This is a genomic window from Mesorhizobium sp. M0678 (genome assembly GCF_040320505.1).
Taxonomy (GTDB): Bacteria; Pseudomonadota; Alphaproteobacteria; order Rhizobiales; family Rhizobiaceae; genus Mesorhizobium.
Window position 1 is genome coordinate 299,161 of record NZ_JAMYPT010000004.1, and the last position, 24,933, is coordinate 324,093.

26 protein-coding genes are annotated in these 24,933 nt (G+C 63.3%); 17 read left to right on the top strand and 9 right to left on the bottom strand.

What is annotated here, in order from left to right; all coding sequences use genetic code 11:
* Nucleotides 1-85: 85 nt before the first annotated feature.
* Nucleotides 86-934 carry a MurR/RpiR family transcriptional regulator gene (locus tag NKI29_RS10330; protein ID WP_352575542.1) on the bottom strand — a complete coding sequence of 283 codons (849 nt, stop codon included), beginning with the start codon at nt 932-934 and terminating at the stop codon, nt 86-88.
* Between the two features lie 186 nt (nt 935-1,120).
* On the opposite strand from NKI29_RS10330, the gene murA reads away from it, so the two are divergent.
* The 9 genes from murA to NKI29_RS10375 all read left to right on the top strand — a co-directional run bounded on the left by murA (nt 1,121) and on the right by NKI29_RS10375 (nt 11,768).
* Nucleotides 1,121-2,377 (top strand): UDP-N-acetylglucosamine 1-carboxyvinyltransferase, encoded by a 1,257-nt coding sequence (murA, locus tag NKI29_RS10335; RefSeq protein WP_352575540.1) that lies wholly within the window; start codon nt 1,121-1,123, stop codon nt 2,375-2,377.
* Nucleotides 2,374-3,264, top strand: a complete 891-nt coding sequence (locus NKI29_RS10340; RefSeq protein WP_352455258.1) for a glucosamine kinase nucleotide-binding domain-containing protein — start codon at nt 2,374-2,376, stop codon at nt 3,262-3,264. Before murA ends, NKI29_RS10340 begins: the two co-directional genes overlap by 4 nt.
* 185 nt (nt 3,265-3,449) lie before the next feature.
* Entirely contained in the window at nt 3,450-4,373 is a 924-nt protein-coding gene (gene murQ, locus NKI29_RS10345) for an N-acetylmuramic acid 6-phosphate etherase (protein WP_352575678.1), read from the top strand.
* Nucleotides 4,374-4,472: 99 nt separating this feature from the next.
* Nucleotides 4,473-5,993 carry an ABC transporter substrate-binding protein gene (locus NKI29_RS10350; RefSeq protein WP_352782104.1) on the top strand — a complete coding sequence of 507 codons (1,521 nt, stop codon included), beginning with the start codon at nt 4,473-4,475 and terminating at the stop codon, nt 5,991-5,993.
* A gap of 34 nt (nt 5,994-6,027) precedes the next feature.
* Nucleotides 6,028-6,987, top strand: a complete 960-nt coding sequence (locus NKI29_RS10355) for an ABC transporter permease (RefSeq protein ID WP_352569322.1) — start codon at nt 6,028-6,030, stop codon at nt 6,985-6,987.
* Entirely contained in the window at nt 6,987-7,826 is an 840-nt protein-coding gene (locus tag NKI29_RS10360) for an ABC transporter permease (RefSeq protein WP_352569321.1), read from the top strand. Before NKI29_RS10355 ends, NKI29_RS10360 begins: the two co-directional genes overlap by 1 nt.
* Entirely contained in the window at nt 7,823-9,571 is a 1,749-nt protein-coding gene (locus tag NKI29_RS10365; protein ID WP_352569320.1) for an ABC transporter ATP-binding protein, read from the top strand. Before NKI29_RS10360 ends, NKI29_RS10365 begins: the two co-directional genes overlap by 4 nt.
* Nucleotides 9,572-9,640: 69 nt before the next feature.
* Complete coding sequence (locus NKI29_RS10370; RefSeq protein WP_352569319.1) at nt 9,641-10,642, top strand: serine hydrolase domain-containing protein; 1,002 nt, start codon at nt 9,641-9,643, stop codon at nt 10,640-10,642.
* Nucleotides 10,643-10,652: 10 nt separating this feature from the next.
* On the top strand, nt 10,653-11,768 hold the full coding sequence (locus tag NKI29_RS10375) for an anhydro-N-acetylmuramic acid kinase (protein ID WP_352796241.1): 1,116 nt from the start codon (nt 10,653-10,655) through the stop codon (nt 11,766-11,768).
* Here NKI29_RS10375 and NKI29_RS10380 read toward each other — a convergent pair.
* Nucleotides 11,765-12,196 (bottom strand): GNAT family N-acetyltransferase, encoded by a 432-nt coding sequence (locus tag NKI29_RS10380; protein WP_352796142.1) that lies wholly within the window; start codon nt 12,194-12,196, stop codon nt 11,765-11,767. The two genes, NKI29_RS10375 and NKI29_RS10380, sit on opposite strands and share 4 nt — an antisense overlap.
* 49 nt (nt 12,197-12,245) lie before the next feature.
* On the bottom strand, nt 12,246-13,427 hold the full coding sequence (locus NKI29_RS10385) for an MFS transporter (protein WP_352796145.1): 1,182 nt from the start codon (nt 13,425-13,427) through the stop codon (nt 12,246-12,248).
* 48 nt (nt 13,428-13,475) lie between these two features.
* Here NKI29_RS10385 and NKI29_RS10390 point away from each other — a divergent pair, with 48 nt between their 5' ends.
* The 3 genes from NKI29_RS10390 (at nt 13,476) to NKI29_RS10400 (ending at nt 15,623) form a co-directional block, all read left to right on the top strand.
* Complete coding sequence (locus tag NKI29_RS10390; protein WP_352452390.1) at nt 13,476-14,015, top strand: Lrp/AsnC family transcriptional regulator; 540 nt, start codon at nt 13,476-13,478, stop codon at nt 14,013-14,015.
* 140 nt (nt 14,016-14,155) lie between these two features.
* On the top strand, nt 14,156-14,695 hold the full coding sequence (locus NKI29_RS10395; protein WP_023676056.1) for a dihydrofolate reductase family protein: 540 nt from the start codon (nt 14,156-14,158) through the stop codon (nt 14,693-14,695).
* 10 nt (nt 14,696-14,705) lie between these two features.
* Nucleotides 14,706-15,623 carry a sigma-70 family RNA polymerase sigma factor gene (locus NKI29_RS10400; RefSeq protein WP_352575528.1) on the top strand — a complete coding sequence of 306 codons (918 nt, stop codon included), beginning with the start codon at nt 14,706-14,708 and terminating at the stop codon, nt 15,621-15,623.
* Between the two features lie 75 nt (nt 15,624-15,698).
* Here the strand turns inward: NKI29_RS10400 and NKI29_RS10405 are convergent, their stop codons facing one another.
* From NKI29_RS10405 to NKI29_RS10430, 6 genes are read right to left on the bottom strand one after another with little or no spacing between them, the layout of a single operon-like run.
* On the bottom strand, nt 15,699-16,958 hold the full coding sequence (locus NKI29_RS10405; protein WP_352569314.1) for an ABC transporter substrate-binding protein: 1,260 nt from the start codon (nt 16,956-16,958) through the stop codon (nt 15,699-15,701).
* 48 nt (nt 16,959-17,006) lie between these two features.
* Nucleotides 17,007-17,447, bottom strand: coding sequence for a DUF4440 domain-containing protein (locus NKI29_RS10410; protein ID WP_352569313.1), 441 nt, complete (start codon nt 17,445-17,447; stop codon nt 17,007-17,009).
* On the bottom strand, nt 17,444-18,499 hold the full coding sequence (locus NKI29_RS10415; RefSeq protein ID WP_352796148.1) for an aldo/keto reductase: 1,056 nt from the start codon (nt 18,497-18,499) through the stop codon (nt 17,444-17,446). Before NKI29_RS10415 ends, NKI29_RS10410 begins: the two co-directional genes overlap by 4 nt.
* Nucleotides 18,496-18,855, bottom strand: coding sequence for a TIGR04076 family protein (locus tag NKI29_RS10420; protein WP_352472221.1), 360 nt, complete (start codon nt 18,853-18,855; stop codon nt 18,496-18,498). Before NKI29_RS10420 ends, NKI29_RS10415 begins: the two co-directional genes overlap by 4 nt.
* Nucleotides 18,856-19,344, bottom strand: coding sequence for a DUF3830 family protein (locus tag NKI29_RS10425; RefSeq protein WP_031211593.1), 489 nt, complete (start codon nt 19,342-19,344; stop codon nt 18,856-18,858).
* Nucleotides 19,341-20,078, bottom strand: coding sequence for a GntR family transcriptional regulator (locus NKI29_RS10430; RefSeq protein WP_352505374.1), 738 nt, complete (start codon nt 20,076-20,078; stop codon nt 19,341-19,343). The genes NKI29_RS10425 and NKI29_RS10430 overlap by 4 nt, the downstream gene beginning before the upstream one ends.
* A gap of 126 nt (nt 20,079-20,204) precedes the next feature.
* On the opposite strand from NKI29_RS10430, the gene NKI29_RS10435 reads away from it, so the two are divergent.
* From NKI29_RS10435 to NKI29_RS10455, 5 genes are read left to right on the top strand one after another with little or no spacing between them, the layout of a single operon-like run.
* Nucleotides 20,205-21,002 (top strand): ABC transporter ATP-binding protein, encoded by a 798-nt coding sequence (locus tag NKI29_RS10435; protein ID WP_352796150.1) that lies wholly within the window; start codon nt 20,205-20,207, stop codon nt 21,000-21,002.
* Nucleotides 20,999-21,748 (top strand): ABC transporter ATP-binding protein, encoded by a 750-nt coding sequence (locus tag NKI29_RS10440; protein WP_352452381.1) that lies wholly within the window; start codon nt 20,999-21,001, stop codon nt 21,746-21,748. The genes NKI29_RS10435 and NKI29_RS10440 overlap by 4 nt, the downstream gene beginning before the upstream one ends.
* Entirely contained in the window at nt 21,745-22,653 is a 909-nt protein-coding gene (locus NKI29_RS10445) for a branched-chain amino acid ABC transporter permease (protein ID WP_352634462.1), read from the top strand. Before NKI29_RS10440 ends, NKI29_RS10445 begins: the two co-directional genes overlap by 4 nt.
* Nucleotides 22,650-23,627 (top strand): branched-chain amino acid ABC transporter permease, encoded by a 978-nt coding sequence (locus NKI29_RS10450; protein ID WP_352796242.1) that lies wholly within the window; start codon nt 22,650-22,652, stop codon nt 23,625-23,627. The genes NKI29_RS10445 and NKI29_RS10450 overlap by 4 nt, the downstream gene beginning before the upstream one ends.
* A complete protein-coding gene (locus NKI29_RS10455) occupies nt 23,624-24,916 on the top strand; it encodes an NAD(P)/FAD-dependent oxidoreductase (protein WP_352796153.1) in 1,293 nt (430 codons plus the stop codon). Before NKI29_RS10450 ends, NKI29_RS10455 begins: the two co-directional genes overlap by 4 nt.
* Nucleotides 24,917-24,933 lie beyond the last annotated feature (17 nt).

Genomic DNA, 24,933 nt, shown 5'->3' on the forward strand with positions numbered 1-24,933 from the left:
TTTCACCAAGGAGGCCGAAAGTTGCTCTTGTCGGCGTGCAGCGCCAGGGAGGAACTGAGGCCTTAACGCGAGACGGCGAAGAGCGCTAAGCCTTCAGCACTGAGACGGCCAATTCGCTGTTGTGGACGTATTCGTTGGCGTCAGGCTGCTTCTGCACGAGCAGGATGAACAGCAGGTCGGTCAGCGTCAGTTGTGCATCACGCGCAGTTATCGATGACGAGCGCGCGCGCTCTTCATCGGCGATCGTGTGGAGGCGAATGTCGGCAACCCGGTTCAGCGGATTGTCGCGAAGTCCGGTGACGGCGATAACGGTGGTGCCACGTTTGCGGGCAAGTTCAGCTATCCGCAGGGTTTCGATGCTCGCCCCGGAATAGGAGAGCGCGAACAGCACGTCACCTCGTCCAAGCGTCGAGACATTGGCCATTTGCACATGGCTGTCGCTGTCGTGCAGCACGTTGCGGCCGAGCTTCATCAGCTTGTAGGAAAAATCGCGCGCCACCAGCGAGGATGCGCCGACGCCGGCCAAATGAATGCGGCGCGCACCGTTCAACGCTTCGAGGGCCTTGCCGATTTCCTGCTCGGTGTTGGCCGCGACGGTCTGTTGCATCGACAAGAGCTTGCTGCCGATCAGCTTGCGCAAGATGACCAGATAGCTGTCGTCGACCTCGATCGAACCGTGGATCATGCCGGCCGGCACGTGCCATTCCTGCGACTTTGCCTCACTGACGGCGAGCTTAAGCTCCTGATAGCTGGAATAGCCGAGCTTCTGGCTGAACTTGACGACGCTCGACTGGCTGCGGCCGATCTCGGCGGCAAGCGCCGCCGTCGACAGGCGGAGCATCTGGTCGGGATTATCGACGATATACCGACCGATCTCGCGGTCGCCGGGCGCCATGACTTCGAGCTTGGCCTCGATCTTCTTCAGGACGGACATGCGTTCCTCCATTGCCTGTCATCGACAATGCCAAGCCAAGGAATAAATTATTCCGTCTCTGATTGACAGCCAAGAATGAACCATCAAATCTCGACTGGTGCGGTTGCGGCCCAGCCTTCGGGCATGTCGACGATTCGGACATGAAAGATCGTAGACTCGCCGACAGCTCGGGATTAGGTCAGAGCCATGGACAAATTGCGGATCGTCGGCGGGCACAGGCTTGAGGGCGCGGTGACGATCTCCGGCGCCAAGAACGCGGCCTTGCCGCAAATAGCGGCGGCGTTGCTCAGCCCCTATCCGCTGCAGCTGACCAACCTGCCTGAGGTGACGGATGTCGACAACATGCTTGGCGTCGTCGGCCTTCATGGGGCCGAAGTCACCAGATCGGCGCATGCCGCCACAATCGATACCAGTGCTGCCGCTTCCAGGGAGACAAGCTACGATACCGTCAGGCGCATGCGCGCGACGGTGCTGGTTCTCGGTCCACTGCTTGCCCGCTTCGGCCATGCCCGGGTCTCGCTGCCTGGCGGCTGCGCGATCGGCGCACGGCCGGTCGACATGCATGTCGCCGCACTTGCCGCACTTGGCGCCGATATCGCGATCGAAAACGGACTGATCGTCGCGTCTGCGCCGGGCGGACTGAAAGGCGCGCGCATCGTTTTGAGCTCGCCGTCGGTCGGCGCGACCGAAACGGCGATGATGGCGGCGACGACGGCAAACGGCGAGACCGAGATCCTCAACGCGGCCCGCGAGCCGGAGGTGGCCGATCTTGCCGCCTGCCTGAACGACATGGGCGCGCGGATCGAGGGCGCCGGCACGCACCGCATCCTGATCGGGGGCAGCACAGACTGGCGCGCCGCCACGCACGACATCATCCCGGACCGGATAGAGGCCGGCACCTATGCCGTCGCAGCGGCCATCACCGGCGGTCAGCTCGAGCTGACCCACGCGCGGCTCGAGCACATGGCATCCGTCGTCCAGCTGCTCGAAGCAGCCGGTGTGAAAATATGGCCGGGCGACCGCGGGCTGATCGTATCGAGAGACGGGCCGCTCAAGGCGGTCGACGTGACGACGGAGCCCTATCCGGGCTTTCCGACCGATCTCCAGGCGCAGTTCATGGCGTTGATGTGCTGTGCCGAGGGCGCTTCGCTGTTGCGCGAGACGATCTTCGAGAACCGCTTCATGCATGTGCCTGAACTGATGCGGCTCGGCGCCAATATCAAGCTGCAAGGCACCATGGCGCTGGTGCGCGGAGGCGAGAAGCTGAAGGGCGCGCAAGTGATGGCGACCGACCTGCGCGCCTCCGTCTCGCTGGTGCTGGCAGCGCTGGTGTCGGAGGGCGAGACGACGATCAATCGCGTCTATCATCTCGACCGCGGGTACGAGCAGTTGGACCGCAAGCTCCGGCTGTGCGGCGCCCAGATCGAACGAATAAGGCAATGAGTGCCGGTGGGGCGTCTCCGCATTATTTCCTGGGCGTCGATGGCGGCGGAACCGGCTGCCGGGCGCGTATCGAAGACGAGGCAGGAACCGTGCTCGGGCAAGGCCTGTCGGGCCCGGCGACAACGCGACTCGGTATAGAGGTGGCCTGGGCCTCGATTGCCAAAGCCTTTGGCGCGGCGATCGAAGAGGCAGGGTTCGCGGCGGCGGAAATCGCCAGTATCCGCGCGGGTATCGGTGTTGCCGGCATCGGCCGTAAGGGTGCGCTCGAGGCGTTTCATGGCATCGAACAACCCTTTGCGAGCATCGACTTCCTCAGCGACGGCGTCGCGGCTTGCCTTGGCGCGCATTCGGGTCAAGACGGCGCCATCGTCATAGCCGGGACCGGTTCGATCGGGCTCGGCTTTGTCGAAGGACGCGACCTGCGCGTCGGCGGCTACGGTTTTCCGATTTCCGACGAGGGCAGCGGCGCCGATCTCGGACTGAAGGCAGTGCAGCTTGCCTTGCGAGCCCATGACGGCCGGCATGAGCGGACGGCGCTGCTGGCCGAGGTGATGCAGCGCTTCAAGGACGATCCATTCGAGGCGGTGGCCTGGATGGACCGCGCCAGCGCGACGGACTATGCCGCCATGGCGCCGATGGTGATCCGCCATGCCGACCAGGGCGATCCGGCCGGTCGGCGGATCGTGCAAGGCGCTGCCGAGCAGATCGACACCTTCGTGCGGGTGCTGTTCGAAAAAGGCGCGCCGCGGGTTACGTTGCTCGGAGGGTTGTCCAGCCCGCTTGAGCCATGGCTCGCTCCCGACGTCCGCCGACGGCTGAAGCCGGCCGACGGCGATGCGGTTTCGGGAGCCATAATCCTGGCCAGAAAATCCCTCTGCCGCCAGTGATGCCTTGCTCGGCAAGGAATATACTATTCCTGCTTTCCGTTGACAGAAGGAATATCAAATTCTAAAAAGTTAACGAAACAGAACCGGCGCAGCCGGTACGGAGCCGACGGCCAGGTGCAGGCACTGGACGCCGCTTGCCGCGGGCATCACAGTCCTGCTCGCAGTCGCACTTGAAAGTAAGCGAAGTGGTCGAACAAGGGTTGATGTCGGAACTGGAGCGGCTGGTTTCCGAGGACCGGAACTCGAAGACCATGGACATCGATCTGTTGCCGACCCTCGAGGTGCTGCGCAAGATCAATGACGAGGACAAAGGCGTTGCGGCAGCCGTCGAGAAGGTCATCCCCGATATTGCTGCGGCCGTGGACCGGATCGTGAGCGCGTTCCAGAACGGTGCACGCCTTGTCTATATGGGGGCTGGCACCAGCGGCCGGCTCGGCGTCCTCGACGCCTCGGAATGTCCGCCGACCTTCGGCGTACCCGAGGACATGGTGGTGGGCCTGATCGCCGGCGGCGTCGACGCGCTGGTGCACTCTGCGGAAGGCGCCGAGGACGATCCGAAACAGGGAATAAAGGCGCTGCAGGACATCAAGCTGACCGCTGGCGACGTGGTGGTCGGCATCGCTGTCAGCGGACGCACACCTTATGTCATCGGCGGCCTGACCTATGCCAAGGAGGTGGGAGCCACCACCGTGGCGTTGTCCTGCAATCCTCGATCGACGATTGCCGGCATTGCCGATATTGCCATCTCTCCGGTGGTTGGCCCGGAGGTCCTCACCGGCTCGACCCGGCTGAAATCGGGAACCGCGCAAAAGCTGGTGCTCAATATGCTGTCCACCGCCAGCATGATCCGCATCGGCAAGAGCTATCAGAACCTGATGGTTGACCTCAATCCAAGCAACAAGAAGCTTGTCGCAAGGGCGGTCAGGATCGTGATGCAGACGACCGGCTGCGCGGCACAGCAGGCACGACAGGCACTCGACCAGACCGGCAATGATGTAAAACTGGCCATCCTGGTGACGATCACCGGCATGGGTGTCGAAGAAGCACGTAAGGCGCTTGCCAACGCGGGAGGTTTCCTGCGCAAGGCGATAGGCGAAAAGACGGTGTAAGACCGCATGGATACTGGGCCGATGTTCCGGGGCGTGTGTCCCTTTGAAGCGGTCCGGGGAACTGCAAGGCATCTGGTTTAACAATAATGGGAGACGACAATGGTACGGCACATTGGCAAGAAACTGCTTTCCGGCATGACGCTCGCGGCAATGGTTGCCATCGTCGCGCTACCGGTGCAGGCGAGTGCGGCGACGCTGCATATGGCGTGGTCGCAGGACGCCACCGGTCTTGATCCGCACAAGCAGACGGCATTCTCCTCACTGCGGCTGCTGGAGCTGATCTACGAACCGCTGGTGCGGCTCGACGCAAACCTGCAAATCACGCCCGCGATTGCCGATTCATGGCAGTTCTCGACGGACGGCAAGGAGTTGAGCTTCAAGCTCAATCTGAAAGCAAAATTCCAGAACGGCGCCGCCGTAACCTCGGCCGACGTCAAGGCATCGTTCGAGCGCATACTTGACGAGAAGACGGGTGCTGCGGCGCGCGCCAACTTTCTCTCGATCGCCAGCATCGACACGCCCGATCCCGCCACCGTCGTGTTCCACCTCTCGCAGCCGGACGTGCCGATCCTGACGGCGATGAGCGACGTCAATGCGGCGATCGTCCCGGCAAGCGAAATCGCGGCCGGCTCGATCGGCACGACAACGATCGGCTCGGGTCCGTTCAAGCTCGAAAAATGGGATCCGAATTCCAAGGAAGTGCTTGTCGCCAACAAGGACTGGGCAGGCGGCGCGACCGGCGTCGACGGCATCGATATCAGCGTGCTGCCGGACGAGACGGCGATCCTGGCGGCGATGCGCACCAAGCAGATCGATTTTGCCCTGCTCAACGATCCGCTTGTCGCCACGCTGGTGCCCAAGGAAGCCAGCCTGCAGTTGAACCGCGTGCCGGTGCTTGCCTATCACGTGCTGCAGCTCAATCCCTCCCGCAAGCCGATGACCGAACTCAAGGTGCGTCAGGCGATTTCCTGCGCCATCGACCGGCAGGAAGTGCTGGACACCGCCTCGCTCGGCGAAGGCAAGGTCACCGGCCCGCTGACCATCCCGGCACTGGCGACCGATCCGAAGCAGTTGTTCTGCTATAAGCGCGACATTGAGAAGGCCAAGCAGTTGATGGCCGAAGCCGGCTATGCCGACGGCTTTTCGGCGACCGTGATCGGCGCCACCGGCGAGCCGCCGACGGCAGCGGCGGAAGCCCAGGTCATCCAGTCGCAGCTCGCAGAAATCGGCGTCAAGCTCGACATCAAGATGATGGAGCTCAACGTCTATGTCGACGCCTGGCTGAAGGGCGATTTCGACATGGCCGTCGCGCTGAACGGCGGCAGGGCCGATCCCTACACTATGTACAACCGCTACTGGACCAAGACGGGCAATCTGCAGAAGGTGGCGAACTATATCGACGACACGCTGGACAGTCTTATGCAGAAGGGCCGCACCGAGACCGACCCGGCAGCGCGCAAAGCGATCTTCGCCGACTTCGAGAAGCACATCACTGAGATGTCGCCCTGGATCTGGCTCTACACGTCCTACAGCTACACGGCACAGCAGAAGAATATCGCAGGATTCGAACCGGTGCCGACAGGCTCGCTGTTCAGCCTCGCCAAGGTGACGATCCAGTAGCTGCTTTGATGCCGGACGAGAGGATATTCTTCGCGTGAACTATCTGATGCGGCGACTGGCGACCTTCCCTCTCGTCCTGCTTGGCGTGTCCATCGTGGTGTTCCTGGCGATCCGGATGGTTCCGGGCGATTCGATCACGGCAATGCTGGGGACCGAAGCCGGCCTGCTGACGCCGCAGCAGCGCGATGCGCTTGCAGCTTATTTCGGCATCGACCAGCCCTGGTTCGTCCAATACTGGCGCTGGCTGCTTGGTCTTTTCCAAGGTAATCTCGGCATTTCGTCCACCTATGGCAGGCCGGTGCTCGACGTCATCCTCGAGCGTTTCCCGCTAACGTTGGAACTCGCCCTGCTGTCGATGGTCATCGCCCTGCTTGTCGGCATGCCGGCGGGGATCTTTGCCGCCACCCATAACGAAAAGCTGTCCGACCTCGGCGTGCGCGTTGTCGCAATGATCGGGCAGTCGACGCCGAACTTCGTCCTTGCCCTGCTGATCATCTACACGCTGTCGGCGGGGTTTGGCGTTTTGCCGGCGATGGGCGAGTTTTCGCCGCTGTGGCAGGATCCGCTGCGCAATCTCGGCCAGCTGTTGCTGCCTGCGGTCACGCTTGGATTTGCCTTCGCGGCTTCGGTGACCCGCATATCGCGTTCGGCGATGCTCGATGTGCTCAGCGACGACTATGTCAGGACGGCGCGCAGCAAGGGCGTTTCGGCGCGCGGCGTCATCTGGCGGCATGCCTTGCCCAACGCGCTCATCCCGGTCGTGACGCTGAGCGGCATAGAGTTCGGCTACCTCCTGGGCGGAGCTGTCATCGTCGAGCAGATCTATGCGCTGCCCGGTCTCGGCCGCATGGTGCTGGATGCCATCCTGCAGCGCGACTACGCGCTGGTGCAGGGAAGCGTGCTGTTCATCGCCTTCAACTTCATGATCGTCAATCTCCTCGTCGACCTCGCCTATGTCGCGCTCGACCCGCGTATCCGGCTAAGCGAGCACTGATGGCGACATTGCGGGCTATATTTGCGCATCCCAGCGGCCGCATCGGCGGTGCGATCGTTGCGCTTTATCTGCTGCTTGCCGTGCTTGGCATGCTGGGGCTGACGCCGCACAATCCGCTGACGCAGCACCGGGTCGAACGGCTGCATGTGCCTGATAGCACCTACTGGATGGGCACGGACCTATTCGGCCGCGATGTCGCAAGCCGGCTGATGACCGGGATCGGCCAGTCCTTCATCGTGGCCTTCTTTTCGGTCGCCGTCGCGACACTGGCCGGCACCGTGCTCGGGCTGGCGGCAGCCTGGTTCGGGCGCCGCTGGGACGGCCTAGTGATGCGCATCATGGACGTTGTGCTGGCGTTCCCGGCGATCCTGCTGGCGCTGCTGATCGTCGCGGTTGCGGGACCGGGAACCTTGACCAGCGTCATTGCCATCGCCATCGTCTACACACCGATCTTCACGCGCGTCGTGCGAGGTCCGGCTCTGTCGCTCAAGGCGCGCGAGTTCGTCGACGCGGCCCGCACGTTCGGCAGCAGTGCGGGCTATATCGTAACACGGCATCTGCTGCTCAATCTGGTGGCGCCACTGACGGTTCAGGTGACGCTGGCGCTGGCCTGGGCACTGCTGACCGAAGCCGGCTTAAGCTTCCTCGGACTCGGCACGCAGCCGCCCGCCGCGTCGCTCGGCCTGATGCTGAGCGACAGCCGCAATCTGATGGAGACAGCTCCCTGGCTGATGATCTTCCCGGGCGTGGCGATCATGATCGGCATCCTCGGTTTCAACCTGCTCGGCGATGCGTTGCGCGATGTCCTCGACCCGAAGATGCGGAGATCGATCGCATGATCCCGCTGCTGTCCGTCAGCGGATTGCGCGTCGGCTTCGGTCGCAACCCGCAAGCCAATGAGGTCGTGCGCGGCGTCAGCTTCGATCTCGCCGACGGCGAAACGCTGGCCATCGTCGGCGAAAGCGGCTCGGGCAAATCGGTTACGGCGCTGTCGATCAATCGCCTTGTCGATTATGGCGGCGGCCGCATCACCGGCGGGTCGATCAAGCTGAGGCGGGCCGACGGCAGCACCTTCGACCTGACCGCCGCAGCCGAGCCGCAATTGACGAAGATCCGCGGCGGCGAAATCGGCATGATCTTCCAGGAGCCGATGAGCTCGCTCAATCCGGTGCTGACCATTGGCTGGCAGATCGAGGAATCATTTCGCCTGCATCGCGGCCTGACCGGACGACAAGCAACGGCGGCGGCCAAGGACGCGCTCGACCGCGTCCGTATTCCGGACGCAGCGAGGCGGTTGAAATACACGCCCAACCAGCTGTCGGGCGGCATGCTGCAGCGGGTGATGATCGCCATGGCGATTGCGTGCAACCCGCGCCTGCTCATTGCCGACGAGCCAACGACGGCGCTGGATGTTACGGTGCAGGCGCAGATCATGGCGCTGCTCGCCGAATTGAAACAGGAAACCGGGATGTCGATGATCTTCATCACCCACGACATCGGTCTGGTTGCAGGCATCGCCGACAAGGTGATGGTGATGCAAGGCGGAGAAGCTGTCGAGCAGGGCGCATTGAACCAGATATTGGACGATCCGCAGCATCCCTATACGCGGCATCTGCTACATGCGGTTCCGCATTTCGCCGGCGGCAGCGCGACACGCAGGGACGCGCAACGCGAAAAGCAAAAAGCTGCCGAGCCGGCGCTGAAGGTCGATGGCCTCGTAGTGCGATTTCCGGTCAAGGGTGGGTTTTTCAGCCGCGCCAGCGGTGCCGTGCACGCGGTGGACGGTGTGGATTTCGAGCTAATGCCGGGCGAGACATTGGCGGTCGTCGGCGAGAGCGGTTCCGGAAAGTCCACCACCGCCCGCGCGATTCTGGGGCTGGTGCGCTCGACGCGCGGCACAATCTCGGCCAGCGCGCGCAAGGCCGCCGCCGGGCAGAGCGCCCTTCCCGTGCAGATGGTGTTCCAGAATCCCTATGGCTCGCTCAATCCCAGACTCACCGTCGAAAATCTCCTCGCAGAGCCGGTGATCGCTACCGGCGGACGGATAACTGCTGAAACGCGAGCGAAAATGGCCGCGCTGCTGAAACGCGTCGGCCTTCCGGAAAACAGCCTGCAGCGCTATCCGCACGAATTCTCCGGCGGCCAGCGGCAACGCCTGTGCATCGCTCGCGCGCTGATGCTCAATCCTTCGGTTATCGTCCTCGACGAAGCGGTTTCGGCGCTCGATGTGTCGGTGCAGGCCAGGGTGCTGGAGCTTTTGGTCGAGCTGCAGCGTGAATTCGGGCTGGCCTATCTGTTCATCTCGCATGACATGGCTGTCGTCGAGCGGATCGCCCATCGCATCGCGGTCATCTATGCCGGCCAGATTGTCGAGATCGGCGATGCCAGATCGGTGCTCTCGGAGCCGAAGCACTCCTATACCAAACAGCTTATCGCGGCAGTTCCTACTATAGACCGGCGGCATGAACGTTTCGAGCTGGACACGCGCCAGGTCCCCTCGCTCGTGCGTCCGCTGGGGTTTGAGCCGGGCCCGGCCAATTGGCAGCAATTCGGGCCGGATCATAGAGCACGGGTGGAAGTGTGATGATTGTCGCCCAAGAATATGAAAGGCCGGAGGGACAGCCCCATCGCTGCCTTCCGAACGGAGGCGTAGTTGATCGACCATGATCTCTTCTCCCGCGCATTCGCCCCGCTCGAAGCGGCCGTGGCCGCATCGCGCATTCCGGGCGGCGTGCTCGGCACAGTTGACGGGGACGGCGAACGCATCGTCCGGGCAATCGGCTCAGCCCAAGTCGTGCCCAAGATACGGCCGATGCATGTCGGGACATGGTTCGACCTGGCATCCCTGACCAAAGTCATCTTCACCACGTCGCGTATCCTGGCACTGGCGGAAGAAGGCTTCATCGACCTCGACGCGCCGCTGATTTCCGTCCTGCCCGACCTTCGCCAATATGACGAAAAAGCCTGGGAACGGAACGTAACGTTTCGCCAGTGTCTCGGCCATCAGACACCGTTTCCCGCCGTCGCACCGATCTACACCTATGGCCACGATCCGGACCTGCTGCGCGCCTTCATCCTGCAGCGCGAATGGCAGGCTGGCGAGCCGGTCTATTCCGATATCAACTTCATCCTGCTCGGCTTCGTCCTGGAGCGCCTGTCTGGCAAGACCATTCGCGACATGGATCCCGGTCCGGGCTTCGCGTTCTCCGCCGAACCGGATCAAGCGGCGGCGACCGAAGACTGCACATGGCGCCATCGCGTGCTCTGCGGCGAAGTCCACGACGACAATTGCTCGGCCTTGCAAGGTGCCGGTCACGCCGGCCTGTTCGGAACGGCGGCTTCGGTCCTCGACTTTGCGCAAGGGCTGCTGGACGGGACCGGCGCGTCGCAGCGTTCGATCGCGCTAATGCGCACGCCCTTGTCGGCAACCCGCACCCATGGCTGGGAGCGACCCCACGAAGGCTGGTCCGGCGGCCGGGTATGCAGCCCCGAAACCATCGGGCATACCGGCTTTACCGGTGTCGGGCTGTGGGTCGACTTCGACAAAGGCAGAGCCTGGACCTTGCTCACCAACCGGATCCATCCGACACGTCATTTCAACAGCGGGATTGTTACGCTTCGCCAGTCGGTCGGCGATCTCGTCAACGGAGCTTAGGAGCCAAATGATGGAACCAATCTGGGCCGTCGGCCTGATGACCGGCACCGTGCTGGACGGCAATATCGATGTCGCGCTGATCAAGACCGACGGCGAACGGATTGACGACTTCGGCATCTACACGCTGGCCCCCTACCCGCAGTCGATCCGGACCTTGCTGGAAGAGACGCTGCGGCAGGCAAGGAGCTGGAATTTCACAGGGCCGGAACCGGCAATCTTCCACGAGGCAGAGGAAGCGCTGACGCGCGCCCAGTCCGCGGCGGTCAAGGATCTGGTCGAAAGCCACGGGCTGACGATGGCCGATATAGGGGTCGTCGGCTTCCACGGCCAGACCGTGCTGCACCGTGCCCCGCAAGTGGGCCGACTGGGCCAGACCCGCCAGCTTGGCGACGGCGAGCTGATGCATGCCATCCTTGGCACCAGGGTCGCCTATGACTTCCGCTCGGCCGACATGCGCGCCGGCGGCCAGGGCGCGCCGCTGTCGGCCGCCTATCACGCCGCGCTGCTGCGCGAAGCCGACGCCACCGGCGACACGGCGGTACTCAATCTCGGCGGCGTCGCCAACATCACCTGGTGGGACGGCACGGACAATGTTGTTGCCTTCGACACCGGGCCCGCCAACGCACCGCTGAATGATTTCATCAAATCGAAGGGGCTCGGCGAAATGGACCGCGACGGCGCCCTTGCCCGCGCCGGCACGGTCGACGAGGCACGGCTGGCCAAGCTCCTGCAGCATCCGTATTTGACCAAACCCTACCCGAAATCGCTGGACCGTTTCGATTTCGGCGCCTCGATGGCGGACGGGATGAACGCCGAGGATGGTGCAGCACTGCTGACGGCCTTCACCGCGGCCGCCGTCGGCAAGGCGCTCGATCTCCTGCCGCGCCGGCCGAAGCGGCTGGTGGTCAGCGGCGGCGGGCGCCACAATCCAACGATCATGGCCATGCTTGCCAGCCGCGCCGGTGTCGAGGCCGTGCCGGCCGAGGTGATGGGCTGGAAGGGCGATGCGGTGGAGGCGGAGTGTTTTGCGTTCCTGGCAGTGCGCGTGCTCAGGGGCTTGCCGATCAGCTTCCCCAGTACGACCGGCGTGCCCCAGCCGATGTGCGGCGGACGCCTTGCCGGCTAGTCAGGCTTCAGCCTCTTCTGCAGGAAGATGCGGCTGCGGCCGACGGGAAAATCGGCAAGCACGCCGAAGGGCTGATAGCCCTGGCGCTCATAGGCCTTGGCGGCCTTGGGATTGAACGTGTCGATCCAGGCGCCGTGACAGTCGCGCGCGATCGCCTCCCTCTCGGCCGCCTCGAGCATCCTGCCAGCCATGCGGTGACCGCGCAGTTTTTCATCGACCCAGAGCCATTGCACATAGAGCCAGCCCCAGGCGGTGTATCCCGAGATGCCGGCGACAATAGCGCCGTGCTCATCGCGCACGAACACGGCCAGTGTCTTCCTGCCGGAGGCACCGACATCACCGTCGTTGAACGCCGTAAGCCGCTCTCCAAGAAAAGCCAACTCGTGCGGCAAGGGATCGGCGGTTGTCTCAAGCGTTGTATTGTTCATCCGCCAAGCATCTATCGAAGGACGGGACCGAGAAGCAAGCCTTGCTGCGCTATAGGTTCGGCGAACGCCACGCCGCTACCGCAGCAGCGATTAGCATGAGCAAAGCTGCAATCACCGCCGATGCTGCAAAACCGCACGTGGAATAGAGCGGTCCGAACGCCGTGGTGCCGACGAACACCGCAAGATAGGTCACCGCGCTGTTCAAACCCATAATCGTGCCGCGACGCGCAGGGTCGAGCGCCGACAGGCGCATCACCAGGACGTTCAGCCCGAAATGATTGGCAAGGCCCCAGACGGCTATCACCGCTATGGTCAGATGAAAACTACTGCTTGCCGCGGCAATCGCGACATAGACGACCGCGACGAGCAGATAGGCAAACGGCATGACACGCCGCGCACCCAGGCGATCGATAACGCCGTCAAGAAGCGCCGCCGCGCCAAATCCGGCGCCATAGGCGAGCGCGGCCAGCCCGTTGGCACTGACCGGCCGTCCCAAGCCATTGTGAAGGTGATCGCCAAGATAGCCATAGATGCCGTAGAACGCGGTCATGAAGGCGGCGCAGGCGACCAGCAGCGGCACGATCCCCGGAACGCTCAAGGCGCCCAGTGGCGTCGGCGCCGGACCGCTCTTCCTGACATCGCTGAGCGACGTCAGAGCCAGGCTGGCCAATGCGAGTGCTGCGAGCACCGCGACCGCCGCGAAAACGGCACGCCAATGTACCAGATCGGCAAGTACGGCCGACAGCGACACGCCGGCGACCATGCTCAGCGTCCAGCCAGTCAGCACGACGCCTATGGTGCCGCTTTCGCGGCCGGGCGGCGCAATCGCGGCGGAGCTGGCATAGATTGCCGGCATGGCGACACCTGCAGCGATGCCGGCGAGAAGCTGGGCCGCGACCAGCGCCGTCACGGTCGGCGCAGCGGCGCTGGCGACGAGCGCTACCGCCAGCAGCAGCAACGCCCCTTGCAGCATGCGGCGGGCGCCAAGCCGATCGATATAGCGCGCCAGGAACAAGGCGCTTGCCGACGTCCCGAGCCCGAACGCGGCCGACGCGATCATAACCGCCGGTACGCTTGTGCCGAAGGACGCGGCCACTGCCGGCGCGATCGGACCGAGCACCAGCGAGTTCGAGCCGATCACAGCAATGCACCCCGTCAGCAGGTAAGCGAGGGCCGGGATTGGCGGCTTGGGCGCCGCTGCGAATGTGGCGACTTGATCAGTGTTCGACATATGGCAATAATGGCCGTATTAAATTCTGCATCAATAGGGAATTTCATTATGGATGAAGAAACAGATGGCATTCCGCAGAACAGGCCTGCCGCCCGCGATATCGATGCAACCGACCGAAAAATATTAGGCGTTCTGGTCGACGACGCCACGATCAGCTATGCCGAGCTCGGCGACCGCGTCGGCCTTTCACCGCCGGCAGCCCATGAACGCGTCAAGCGTCTCCGGCGCAGCGGCGCCATCCGCAACACCGCGGTCATCATCGATCCCAAGGCGGTGCACAAGCCGCTGCTTGCCTTCGTCCATATCGACACAAAGGGGTGGGGAAAGACGCCGGAGCTGATGGCAATCTCCGAACACCCCGAAGTCGAGGAGATCCATTCGGTGGCCGGCGACACATGCATGCTGATCAAGGTCCGCACCGAGGACACGCGGGCACTCGAAGGCCTGCTGTCGCGCCTCTACGAAACACCCGGCGTCACCTCGACGCGAAGCTACGTCGTGCTCTCGACCTATCTCGAGCGGCCGGTGCAGCCGGGGATTACGACGGAGTGGCCGACGCCCCGGCACATGGCCAAGCCGCTTTATTAGCTCAAACGATTCTCACGCGTATCCAAAGTCGAACCGGAAACGTCTTAGGCACTGCATCCTGTGGTCATCCGTCGGGCCGGTTCGTTTGCGCCGGTTCTTGGGGTTCAACGGGATGCCTGTTGCGCAACCGGAGACACGCGATGAGAAAATTGATCGTGGGCAGCTTCATTTCGCTGGACGGCGTCATCGAAGCACCAATGGAATGGGCGTCACCGTTCTTCGACGAGGAGATGAAGGAACACTCCTATGAAAAGGCCGGCGAGGCGGATTTTTTCCTGCTCGGCCGCGTCACCTACGAAATGTTTTCGGCGCGTTGGCCGCAGGTCAAAGGCAGCAAGTACATGGATCGCATGAACGGGCTGAAGAAGCTCGTCGCGTCGCGCAGCCTCAAGGAAGTGAGCTGGAACGCGTCGCTGATCGAAGGCGACATCGCTGCCGAAATTGCCAGGATCAAGCAGCAGGCCGGCGGCAACATTTTGAAGTACGGAGTGAGCAATCTCGACCAGACGCTGCTCGCCAACAGGCTTGTCGACGAGTATCAGCTCTCGATCGTGCCGACCCGCGTCGGCCATGGCAAACGCGCTTTCCAGGATGTCGACCCGTCCCTGGTCAGACTGGAGCTTATAGATACCCACCGTTTCAAGAACGGCGTCATTACGTTGACCTATGTCCCGCTATGATCCGTATGCCATGAAGATGCAGCCAAGACTTGACCCGACCGGGCTTTTCGACGTCCGCTACGCCGGTTTTCTGGAGACAGTCGCGCATTTGCGTGGACGGCTGCACCGCTACTGTGCACGCATGACCGGTTCAACGCTCGACGCCGAAGACGTGATGCAAGAGGCGCTGTTCGAGGCCTATCGGAAGATCGAGAAGCTGGACGATGCGAGTGCTCTTGGCCCCTGGCTGTTTCGCATTGCACATAATCGCTGCATCGATTTTCTGCGAAGCCGGCAGGTGCGTCAGCATGCGGAGGCCAATTTCGCCGAAGACGAGATCATCCTGCCGGTCGAGCCGGCGGGCCAGGGCGCGGATCGCGCGATCGAACGGCTGGTGATCCACCTGCCGCCCAAAGAACGCGCCTGCGTCCTGCTCAAGGACGTCTTCGACTATTCGCTGGAAGAGATCGCCGACCTCGTCGGCTCGACTGTGGGCGGCGTCAAGGCTGCGTTGAGCCGTGGCCGTTCGAAATTGGCCGCCTTGTCAGGCGAGCCAATCGTCCGTTCGGAGCCCCAACGCGATCCGGAACTCCTGGAATTGCTCAGCCGCTATGTCGAACTGTTCAACCGCCGCGACTGGGATGGGGTACGGGCGTTGACCAGCGCCGACGCACAATTGCGTGTCGCGGATTGCTTCAAGGGCAGGCTGTCGGAATCACCTTACTTCGTTGAATATGAAAGAGCCTCGACGACCTGGAAAATGGCGGTTGGCGAGATCGATGGCCAGGCGGTGCTGCTCGTGCTCCACCATGGCGAAAACGGTTGGAAGCCGGCCCATCCAGTTCGGATCGAAGCCGCCGGCGGGACCATAAATCGCATCGCCGATTACTATGCCTGCCCTTGGATCATGCCGGCGGCTGGTGCGGTGGTCGTTTCCAGGCCGGCCTAACCAGCAACAGGACATGCAAGTGTCCGGCATCAACCTCAATGGAATGGGATCGATGCCGAACAAGACATAGGCGGCTTACTGAAGCTTCGCCTGCAGGGCGTTGACGTCATCCGTGGTCATTTCGCCGTCGGTCGTCACCTTGCCATCGACGATCTTCCAGAGGCGGAACGGGCCGGTGATGTCGCCGTATTTGTCGAAGGCAACCGGGCCGATGACGCCTTCGTAACGGATCGGCTTGCCATCCTTGATCAGGCCGAGCGCCTTGGCGAACTCGTCCTTGCCGGCATAGATCGGCGTGCCGGCCGGGTCGACCGCCTTGTACATAGCCTCCTTGATCTTGGCCGGATCCTCGGAGCCGGCAATGGCGATGGCCAAGCCGACGATGGCGCCGGCATCATACGACCGGTCGGCCGCCGGGTTCGACGGTTCGATGCCCGAAAATTCCTTGTAGTTCTTGGTGAAATACTCGGTCGATGCGGTCGGGCTGGTGCCGGAGGAAGTGCCGTACGCATCCTTCAGGTAATCCGCGCCAACGGATTCGATGAAGTCCGGGCTGTTCATGCCGTCATTGAGCAGGAATTTCTGGACACCGCCCTGAGAAATCCAGGTACGGGCGATGGTTGCGCCGTCGACAGGCGTGCTGACGAGGTAAAGCCCGTCCGGTTCGCCGGCCATGGCCGCGGTTACCTCCGAGGCATAGCTCGACTGCTTTTCATTGTAGGGCGTGTCGGAGACGATGGTGCCGCCGAGTGCCTTATAGGCGCGCGAAAATTCCGCCACCATGTTGACGCCGAAATCGTTGTTGACGTGGATGACCGACAGCTTCTTGAAGCCTTTGTCGATGGCATATTTGGCGGCAGCGACGCCCTGCAGCGCATCAGATGTGATGGTGCGGAAGAAGATGCCGTTGGTCTTGCCGTCGCGCCCGAGCGCCGTCAGCGTCGGCGACGAGGAAGCAGGCGACACCTGGACTATCTTGGCCGGAGCGGTGACCGAGGTCAGGATCGGGATCGACACCGAGGAGATGATGCCGCCGATGATCACCGGCACCTTCTTGACCTGCACGAGCTGCGTCGCGGCGTCGACCGCAATGTTGCCCTGGCTCTGGCTGTCGCGCGTGTCGGTCGCGAGATCGCAGCCGCGGACGCCGCCCGCGTCGTTGATGTCGCGGAAGGCCATCTCGACCGATTTGGCGCCGGCCTGGCCGTACTCGCCGGCCGGGCCTGTCAGTTCCATGACGAGGCCGACGGTGATCTTGCAATCGGCGGCTTGCGCTGCGCCGGCCGCTGTCAGCAGTGCGAGCGCGGTGGTGATCTGAAGTATGGTCTTTTTCATTGTTGTTCCCCTTTTGTTACACGACTCTCATTGATGTCTTGAGCCTGTTCAGCCTTCCGGCATCTGCAGCCAGGTTTCATGCAGATGTCGCCATTCGACGCCGTTGGGCGCCGATGAACTGGTGGTGAAAACGGCACTCGAGCGGCGGCGGCTATGTTTGCCGGCCCGCTGCTGCGTTTCGATGTAGCAGACGACGATCGTGTCGCCTGCCTGCCAGCCGGCCCGGATATCCTCGATCGAGATACTGAAATCGCCATCCGAGGTGGCGCGGCTTGCCCTGACATGGTCAAGCACCGCGTCACGATCGAGGACCTGACCGTCCGGCGCAACCATCTGGAAGCCTTCGCCCATGACGCTTTCGAACCGGTTGAAATCTGCATTGTCCGCACTCGCCGCATTGAACCAGTCGACGAAGAAGCGGTGGAGATCGACCACCTCGGCGCTGGCGCGGGAAAGCAAGGAAGGTTTTTCGTCCGTGGCCGCGTTCATTTCCTGCCTGCATTCAAATTGTAATGCATGATCGAGCCGTGGCGGCCGTGACGGTCGCGTTCCAATGTGTAGACGTCGCCCAGCGGCCCACGGCTTTGCGCGATCAGGGCAGCGATCCTCGCCCGGTCGTCGGCATCGAGCGCGACGTCCATGATTCTGGCATTGGCAAGGGCGTGCGCCTGGTTGCGGGCGCCGACGATGACGGCCGCCACTTGCGGCTGCTCCAGCACCCAGGCGCTGGCGATGGTGGCGATATCGACGCCGTGGCGGTCGGCGACGGCCTTCAGTGTGCGAAGCAACTCCTGGAAAAGCTCCCAGCCACCAAAGTCGTCAATGATCAGCTTGTATTTGACCAGCGATCGGTTTTCGAGCGGCGTCTGCGGCTCGGCAGCGCCAAGCCATTTTTCGCTGAGGAAGCCGCCCGCCACCGAACCGTAGCAGAGGAAACTGACGCCGTGCCGGCTGGCGAGCGCTGCAAGGCTGTTGGCTGGCCGCTGGTCGAGCACCGAGTATTGCAATTGCTGGCTGACCAGCGGCACACCGGCGGCCAGGATCTCGGCCAACCGCGGCGTGTCGAAGTTCGTGGTGCCGATGTTGCGCACCTTGCCTTCCCTGCGGATTTCGTTGAGCCAGCCCATCGCTTCGACGTAGCCGGGCAGCGCATAGTCCCACCAGTGGAACTGCACGAGATCGAGCCGCTCGGTCTTCAGCCGCCGCAGCGACTGCTCGACGATGCCTCTGATGTAGTCGCGGCTGATATTGGAAAGCCTTTCCAGGTCAGGCACCAGCTTGGTGTGCACCTTCATTTTGGTGGCAGCGTCGAGGCCACGCTCATTGGCAAGGCGCAGGCGCGCCGCGCCGATCAGCTCTTCGACACCGGTATAGATATCGGCGCAATCATACGTCCTGATGCCGGCGTCGAAGGTGGCGATCAGGTCAGTTACCGCCTGTTGGCGGTCGATCGCGCCGTGCCCGCCGGCAAGCTGCCAGCCGCCGCGGATAACGCGCGAGATCGTATAGCCGGGGCTGAGCTCGAAAGCCTTGGCGGTCATCTCCGGTCATTCTCCTTCGGCAGCGGCACCGCCGTCGTTTCGGCATGGCTGAACCGCCGCTTGCCGGTCCTGACGATCCGGAGCCGGCTGGCACAATTGGGATCCGGGCAAGCGATCTCGGCGTCCGACGTCATCCAGTCGTTCCTGTGGGTCGGGCGCTGCTTTGCGGCCAGAAGCGGCAACACTGCCGCAATGGAATAGATCGAGAAACCTTGCCCCGCCGGCATCGACAGCATCTCGCCCTTCAACTCGAAATAGTCGCCGGGCTTGGCGCCGCAATAGATCGGCTTGCCCTCGGGGATAACCGCCTCGACGCGAAGGTCGAAGAGTTCGAAACTGTCGTCGGTCTCAGCCATTCAGATCTCCACCCGGGTGAAGGTGATGTCGCAGGCACCGTTGCGGCGGATCACGCCACAAGCGGCTGCGAATTTATCGCGATCCTCAGGCACCACCTGCGCGACGACGCTTCCGGCAAGCCAGCCGATCGGGAACAGCAGGCGTGCACCCGCTCCGTAGAACAGGCCGACGTCAAAGATGGCATTCGGGTTGCCGCCCCACATGCGCGGCGGCACGTAGGACAACACGATGTCGCCCGGCTGCGGCGTCAGCGTTGCGTTCTCCGCCGGCAAGGGCCTGGCATAGGTTTGGCCCTCAAGTTCGGCTGATGGAACCGGGCAGGAGATTTCCGGCCCCGTCCACATCGCATGGATGCCGGCAACGACGCGCGGCTGCTCGAGATACGCCAGCAGGAAGGCAGCGTTGTCGGGCGCCTTTTCAGGCAACAGCAGCGCGGTCACGGAAAGCATCGAGTGTGGCTCGGTGATGTTGATGCCAGGCACCGTCATGCCCTCAATCCTTCCTTGCTTGTGGATTGGAGCTTGTCGCGCAGAAAGGCGAAGGGCCGGCTGATGTCGGCCACCAGCGCCTCGCGCGCCGCTTGCGCATCCTGCCTGGAAAGCGCTGCGACGATGCTGCGGTGGTAGTGGGCCGTATCGACCTCGCCGGCGTCGGAGAAGGCGTAAATGGCAACGCGGATGCAAGGCCCGGATTGCAACCACAGGCTCTCGATCATCGGGATCAGCACGGCGGAACCGCAGCAACGGTAGATCTCGAAATGGAAGCTCTGGTTGAGCGTGGCCTCGCGGTCGATATCCTTCTTGTGCTTCAGCGCCCGCATCTCGTCCCACTCGCCGAGCATGGCTTCGACCGAAGCGATCTGGCGCGGGTTCATGCGCGTGGCGGCCAGCGCGATCGCTTCGCCCTCGATCAGAGAACGGGCGCGCAAGAGGTCGTCGATGCGCTCCAGCGTGATCGGCGGCACGCGCACCGAACGGTTGGGAAGCGCTTCCAGTGCCTTCTCGGTGATCAGCCGTCCGAGCGCCTCGCGCACCGGCATGGTGCTGGTGACCAGCGCGTCGGCGAGGCCGCGGATGGTCAGAACCTGGCTCGGCTCGAAAAGACCGCCGATCAAGGCGCGGCGCAACTCCGAATAGACGCGATCCTGCACGGTCTCGCGGCCGACCGGCGTAAGCTGGGCTGCGATCATCTCATTGTTCTTTTCGATGGCGGCCTTCTGCATAGGCAATCCCGGTCTTGGCCGTTTTCGGCTTGCGGAAGAAATTAAAGCCGAATAGCGTGATCAAAGCAAGCGTGATCACAAATCAAATCATAGGCGACCAGGATCGCTTTTCGGCCTGAGGGATTGATGGGCGACACGACGGAACGGCAGGAGGAGATCCGCACGCCGGTTCTGACGGCCAGGAACGTCGTCAAACGCTTCGGCGGCCTGGTCGCGGTCAACAATGTCTCGTTCGACGTCCGGCCGGGCGAAATACTTGGCCTTATCGGCCCGAACGGCGCCGGCAAGACCACGATGTTCGACCTGCTCGCCGGCAGCATTCTGCCGACCAGCGGCGAAATCCTCCTCAACGGCGTATCGGTGTCGGGGGAGGCTGCCCATCGCCGCATTGGCCGCGGCCTTGGCCGCACGTTCCAGATCCCCCGGCCCTTGCCTAACCTGACGCTGATCGAAAACGTCATGCTGGCCGCGCAAGGGCAGGCCGGAGAAAAACTGCTCGCCAATTTCCTGACGCCCCGGCGGGTCGCTGCCGAAGAAAGGGCTGCCGAGACAAGAGCCGTCGAACTGCTCGAGCTCGTCACGATCGCTCACCTCGCGCACGAACCTGCGCGCGTGCTTTCAGGCGGCCAGCGCAAGCTGCTCGAGTTGGCCCGCGTGATGATGGCCGACCCGGCGATCATCCTGCTCGACGAGCCGGCGGCCGGGGTCAACGCAACCCTGCTCGAGATCATTATAGACCGCATCCGCGACATCAATGCGCGCGGCATCACCTTCCTGCTGATCGAGCACAATATCGACATGGTGACGCGGCTTTGCCACCGCGTGCTGGTCATGGCGAGCGGCCAGCTTCTGTGCGAAGGCACCCCGGAGGAGGTGGCGCGCGATCCGCGCGTCATCGAGGCCTACCTCGGAGGCACGGCATGAGCCAAAAGGTACTCGATGTCCGCGATCTCGAAGCCGGCTACGAGCCTGGCGTTCCGATCGTGCGCGGCGCTTCGATCACCGTCGACCAGGGCGAGATCGTCGTCGTTCTCGGTCCCAACGGCGCCGGCAAGTCGAGCCTTATCAAGGCCATCGCCGGCCTTGTCCCGATCACCGGCGGCACGGTGCTGCTGGACGGCAAGGATATCACGGCGTCGCCCGCTCACATCATGGTCCGCCTTGGCCTTGCCTTCGTGCCACAGACAGAGAACATCTTCCCGCTGATGTCGGTCGAGGACAATCTCAGGGTCGCCTGCGGCATCCTGAGGCCGCGCGAGGTCCCAGCCCGCATCGAGGAAATGTATGCGGCCTTTCCCGATCTCGCCCGTCAGCGCAGAACGGCCGCGGGCAATCTGTCGGGTGGACAGCGGCAGATGCTGGCCGTCGCCCGGGCGTTGATCGTCCATCCCAAGGTGCTGGTGCTCGACGAGCCGTCGGCCGGCCTGTCGCCGAAATTCGTGGCGATGGTGTTCGAGATGCTGGCCGGCATCCGAAAGTCCGGCGTCACCATTCTGCTGGTCGAACAGAACGCCAAGGCAGCGCTTGCCATTGGAGACCGCGCCTATGTGCTGGTCGAGGGCAAGGAGCGGCACCAGGGCGTCGCCTCCGAGCTCTGGAACGACCCGGTCGTCGCTGAACTCTATCTTGGCCAGCGCCGCCTCGACCTTGGACAAGGAAGCGCGGCATGAACCTGCAATTCGTCGTCGACGGACTGCTGGCAGGGTCGATGATCGGCCTCGGCGCCATCGGCGTGACACTCACCTATTCGATCCTGCGCTTCTCGAACTTCGCCCATGGCGACTTCATGGCCTGGGGCGCCTATGCGACGCTCGCCGTGGTTGGCGCCATTGGCGCGATTTTCGGCAAGATCGCGCCGATCGCGCCCCTCTCCTTCGGTTGGCCGCTGATCGTCGCACTCATCATCGGCATGGCGGCCACCGGCCTGCTGGCGCTGGCGCTCGACATCGTGCTGTTCGCGCGGCTGCGGGCCAAGGGCCAGGCGATCATCGTGGTGATGGCGAGCTTCGGCGCCTCGATGGCGCTGAGAAGCCTGCTCGAATTCATCTTCACCTCGCGTCCGACCTATTTCAGCCGGGCGATCCAGATCGCCATGCCGATAGGTTTCGGCATCCGCATCACCCCGGACCAGATCGCGCTGCTGTTGCTGACCGCCGTGCTGGTGCTCGGCGTGCATCTCCTGATGACGCGGACCCAGACCGGCCGCTCGATGCAGGCATTGAGCCAGAACGCGGCACTTGCCCGCATCGTCGGCATCGACGTCGCCAGGGTGGTGCGCGTCACCTGGATCATCGGTGGCGCGCTGGCCTGCGTCGCCGGCGTCATGATCGGCATTCTCATCCAGATCCGCCCGTTCATGGGTTTCGAGATGCTGCTGCCGATGTTCGCGGCCGCCATCCTCGGCGGCATCGGCAGCGTGCCCGGCGCCGTTCTCGGCGGCCTGATCATCGGCATGGCCGAAGCGGCTGCCGTGCAATTGATCGGCGCCGAATGGCGGGCAGCCGTCTCGTTCATCATCCTGATGGCGGTGCTGTTCGTGCGGCCCATCGGCCTTTTCGGAGTGAGGGAACGCTGATGGATCTGCTCGGCTACGGCGCCTTCTTCCTGACCACCGCGCTGATCTTTTCGCTCATCACGCTCGGGCTCAATCTGCAATGGGGGCTGACCGGGCTTTTCAATATCGGGGTCGCCGGCTTCGTTGCCATCGGCGCCTACACCTCGGCGCTGCTGACCACGCCCGACGATGCCGCGCGCCTGGGCGGCTTCGACCTGCCGATCCTTATCGGCTGGCTTGGCGCCATGCTGTTGGGCGGCGTCGCCGCCGCCATCACCGGCATTGCCACGCTACGTCTGAGATCGGACTATCTGGCGATCACTACTTTCGGCGTCGCCGTCGTCGTGCAACTGGTAGCGCTCAATGCCCAGAAGCTGACCGGCGGGCCGTTCGGCATCGGCTTCATTCCGCGTCCGTTCGGCGGTCTTGCCGAAACGCCTTTGCTGTTCAACCTTTCGAACCTTGCGATCGTCTCGGTGGTGACGCTGATCGTCTATCTCGCGCTGGAGCATCTGTCGCGCAGCCCGTGGGGGCGCGTGTTGAAGGCGCTTCGCGAGGATGAGCGGGCCGCGATATCCCTAGGCAAAAGCGCACGGTTCTACCGCGTCCAGGCCTTTGCCGTCGGTGGCGCCATCATGGCGCTTGCCGGTGCGCTGCAGGCGCATTTCACCGGCTTCATCGCCCCGGACAATTATTTGCCGGCGCTGACTTTCCAGGTCTGGGTGATGCTGATCGTCGGTGGCTCGGGCAGCAACATCGGCGCCGTCATCGGCAGCATCCTGGTCTGGGCGATATGGGCCGGATCGGGAGCCTTGACCAGTATGTTGTTCTCGCCGGAACAGCAGGCCCGCGCCGCTTCGCTGCAGATCGTCGCCATCGGCGTGATGCTGTGCGTCATCCTTCTGGTCAGGCCGAACGGCCTGTTTGGCGACAGGCCGCGGCGTCCAAAGTTCGGCAAGCGTGCACGCGTGGCCCCGAGCGAGAGCGGCTCATGAACGCTGTGACCCGGCCGCGCGGCGTTTCCCTTTGGCATGCCGTCAGCCGCAGTCGCCGCGACCGGCCCACCCTCGAAGGCGCACTCGATGTCGATCTGGCAATTGTCGGCGGCGGGTTTTCAGGCCTTTCCACCGCGCTGCACAGTGCCGAGAAAGGCATCTCGGTTGCCGTCCTCGAGGCGGAAATCATCGCCTGGGGGGCAACCGGCAGGAATGCCGGCTTCGTCGTGCCGAATTTCGCGAAAAGAGACCCCGACGATATCATTGCCCAGCTCGGGCCCGAACGCGGCGAACGCCTTGTAGATTTCGCCGCCGGCAGCGCCGACCTCGTCTTCGACCTGATCAGGCGGCATGCCATCGAATGCGATGCCGTCCAGAGCGGCTGGATACAACCAGCCCATTCACCGGCCGCTTTGCAAAAGACCAGATCGCGCGCCGAACAATGGGCACCACGCGGAAGGCCGGCTGTTGCGCTGGATAGACAGGCGGTCGAAGAGCTGACCGGCGTTCGCGGTTATCTCGGCGGCTGGATCGACAGATCGGGTGGCGTCCTCAATCCGGTCGAATATGCGCGCGGATTGGCCGACGCGGCGGAAAAGGCCGGAGCGCGCATCTTCGAGCATACGCGTGTCACGTCGATCGATCACATAGGCGATGGTTGGGCTTTGAAGACGGCCTCCGGTTCGGTACGCGCAGGAAAGGTGCTGGTCGCCACCAACGCCTATGGCGGAGCGCTGGATCGGGCGTTGCAGCGAACCTATTTCCCGCTGAAAATCTTCCAGATCGCGACAGCGCCGCTGCCGCGCGAAATACGCACTCGCCTGCTTCCTGGCGGGCAAGGCGTCGGCGACACACGACGCAATCTCTTCACCTTCCGCTTCGACGGCGAAAACAGGCTGATCACCGGCGGCATGCATGTTTTTGGCCCCGGTGCCGACACGCGGGTGCCGCGGGCGATCTGGCGGCGGCTTGCCGGGCATCTCGATCTCCCGGACATCCCGCCGCTTGAATACAGCTGGTCGGGGATGGCTGCCGTCGAGCCCGACTTCCTGCCGCACCTCGTCGATCTCGGCCCCGGGCTGATCGCCGGCTTGGCGTGCAACGGACGCGGCATCGCCATGACCACTGCGATGGGCAAGGTGCTTGCGGATTGGGCTGATGGAACAAAACCTCAGGATTTGCCGCTGCCGTTTGCGCCGCCGTCGCCGATCCCGTTCCATAGCCTGATGCGGCATGCACCAAACATGGTGCTCCCCTGGAGCATGCTGCGCGACCGGCTGGATGGCTGATCGACGTGCGTCTCCGG

Coding starts and splice junctions, on each gene's coding strand:
- NKI29_RS10330 (WP_352575542.1), bottom strand. CDS start 934: ATGTCCGTCCTGAAGAAGATCGAGGCCAAGCTCGAAGTCATGGCGCCC.
- murA (WP_352575540.1), top strand. CDS start 1,121: ATGGACAAATTGCGGATCGTCGGCGGGCACAGGCTTGAGGGCGCGGTG.
- NKI29_RS10340 (WP_352455258.1), top strand. CDS start 2,374: ATGAGTGCCGGTGGGGCGTCTCCGCATTATTTCCTGGGCGTCGATGGC.
- NKI29_RS10350 (WP_352782104.1), top strand. CDS start 4,473: ATGGTACGGCACATTGGCAAGAAACTGCTTTCCGGCATGACGCTCGCG.
- NKI29_RS10360 (WP_352569321.1), top strand. CDS start 6,987: ATGGCGACATTGCGGGCTATATTTGCGCATCCCAGCGGCCGCATCGGC.
- NKI29_RS10365 (WP_352569320.1), top strand. CDS start 7,823: ATGATCCCGCTGCTGTCCGTCAGCGGATTGCGCGTCGGCTTCGGTCGC.
- NKI29_RS10375 (WP_352796241.1), top strand. CDS start 10,653: ATGGAACCAATCTGGGCCGTCGGCCTGATGACCGGCACCGTGCTGGAC.
- NKI29_RS10380 (WP_352796142.1), bottom strand. CDS start 12,196: ATGAACAATACAACGCTTGAGACAACCGCCGATCCCTTGCCGCACGAG.
- NKI29_RS10385 (WP_352796145.1), bottom strand. CDS start 13,427: ATGTCGAACACTGATCAAGTCGCCACATTCGCAGCGGCGCCCAAGCCG.
- NKI29_RS10390 (WP_352452390.1), top strand. CDS start 13,476: ATGGATGAAGAAACAGATGGCATTCCGCAGAACAGGCCTGCCGCCCGC.
- NKI29_RS10395 (WP_023676056.1), top strand. CDS start 14,156: ATGAGAAAATTGATCGTGGGCAGCTTCATTTCGCTGGACGGCGTCATC.
- NKI29_RS10400 (WP_352575528.1), top strand. CDS start 14,706: ATGAAGATGCAGCCAAGACTTGACCCGACCGGGCTTTTCGACGTCCGC.
- NKI29_RS10405 (WP_352569314.1), bottom strand. CDS start 16,958: ATGAAAAAGACCATACTTCAGATCACCACCGCGCTCGCACTGCTGACA.
- NKI29_RS10410 (WP_352569313.1), bottom strand. CDS start 17,447: ATGAACGCGGCCACGGACGAAAAACCTTCCTTGCTTTCCCGCGCCAGC.
- NKI29_RS10415 (WP_352796148.1), bottom strand. CDS start 18,499: ATGACCGCCAAGGCTTTCGAGCTCAGCCCCGGCTATACGATCTCGCGC.
- NKI29_RS10420 (WP_352472221.1), bottom strand. CDS start 18,855: ATGGCTGAGACCGACGACAGTTTCGAACTCTTCGACCTTCGCGTCGAG.
- NKI29_RS10425 (WP_031211593.1), bottom strand. CDS start 19,344: ATGACGGTGCCTGGCATCAACATCACCGAGCCACACTCGATGCTTTCC.
- NKI29_RS10430 (WP_352505374.1), bottom strand. CDS start 20,078: ATGCAGAAGGCCGCCATCGAAAAGAACAATGAGATGATCGCAGCCCAG.
- NKI29_RS10435 (WP_352796150.1), top strand. CDS start 20,205: ATGGGCGACACGACGGAACGGCAGGAGGAGATCCGCACGCCGGTTCTG.
- NKI29_RS10440 (WP_352452381.1), top strand. CDS start 20,999: ATGAGCCAAAAGGTACTCGATGTCCGCGATCTCGAAGCCGGCTACGAG.
- NKI29_RS10445 (WP_352634462.1), top strand. CDS start 21,745: ATGAACCTGCAATTCGTCGTCGACGGACTGCTGGCAGGGTCGATGATC.
- NKI29_RS10455 (WP_352796153.1), top strand. CDS start 23,624: ATGAACGCTGTGACCCGGCCGCGCGGCGTTTCCCTTTGGCATGCCGTC.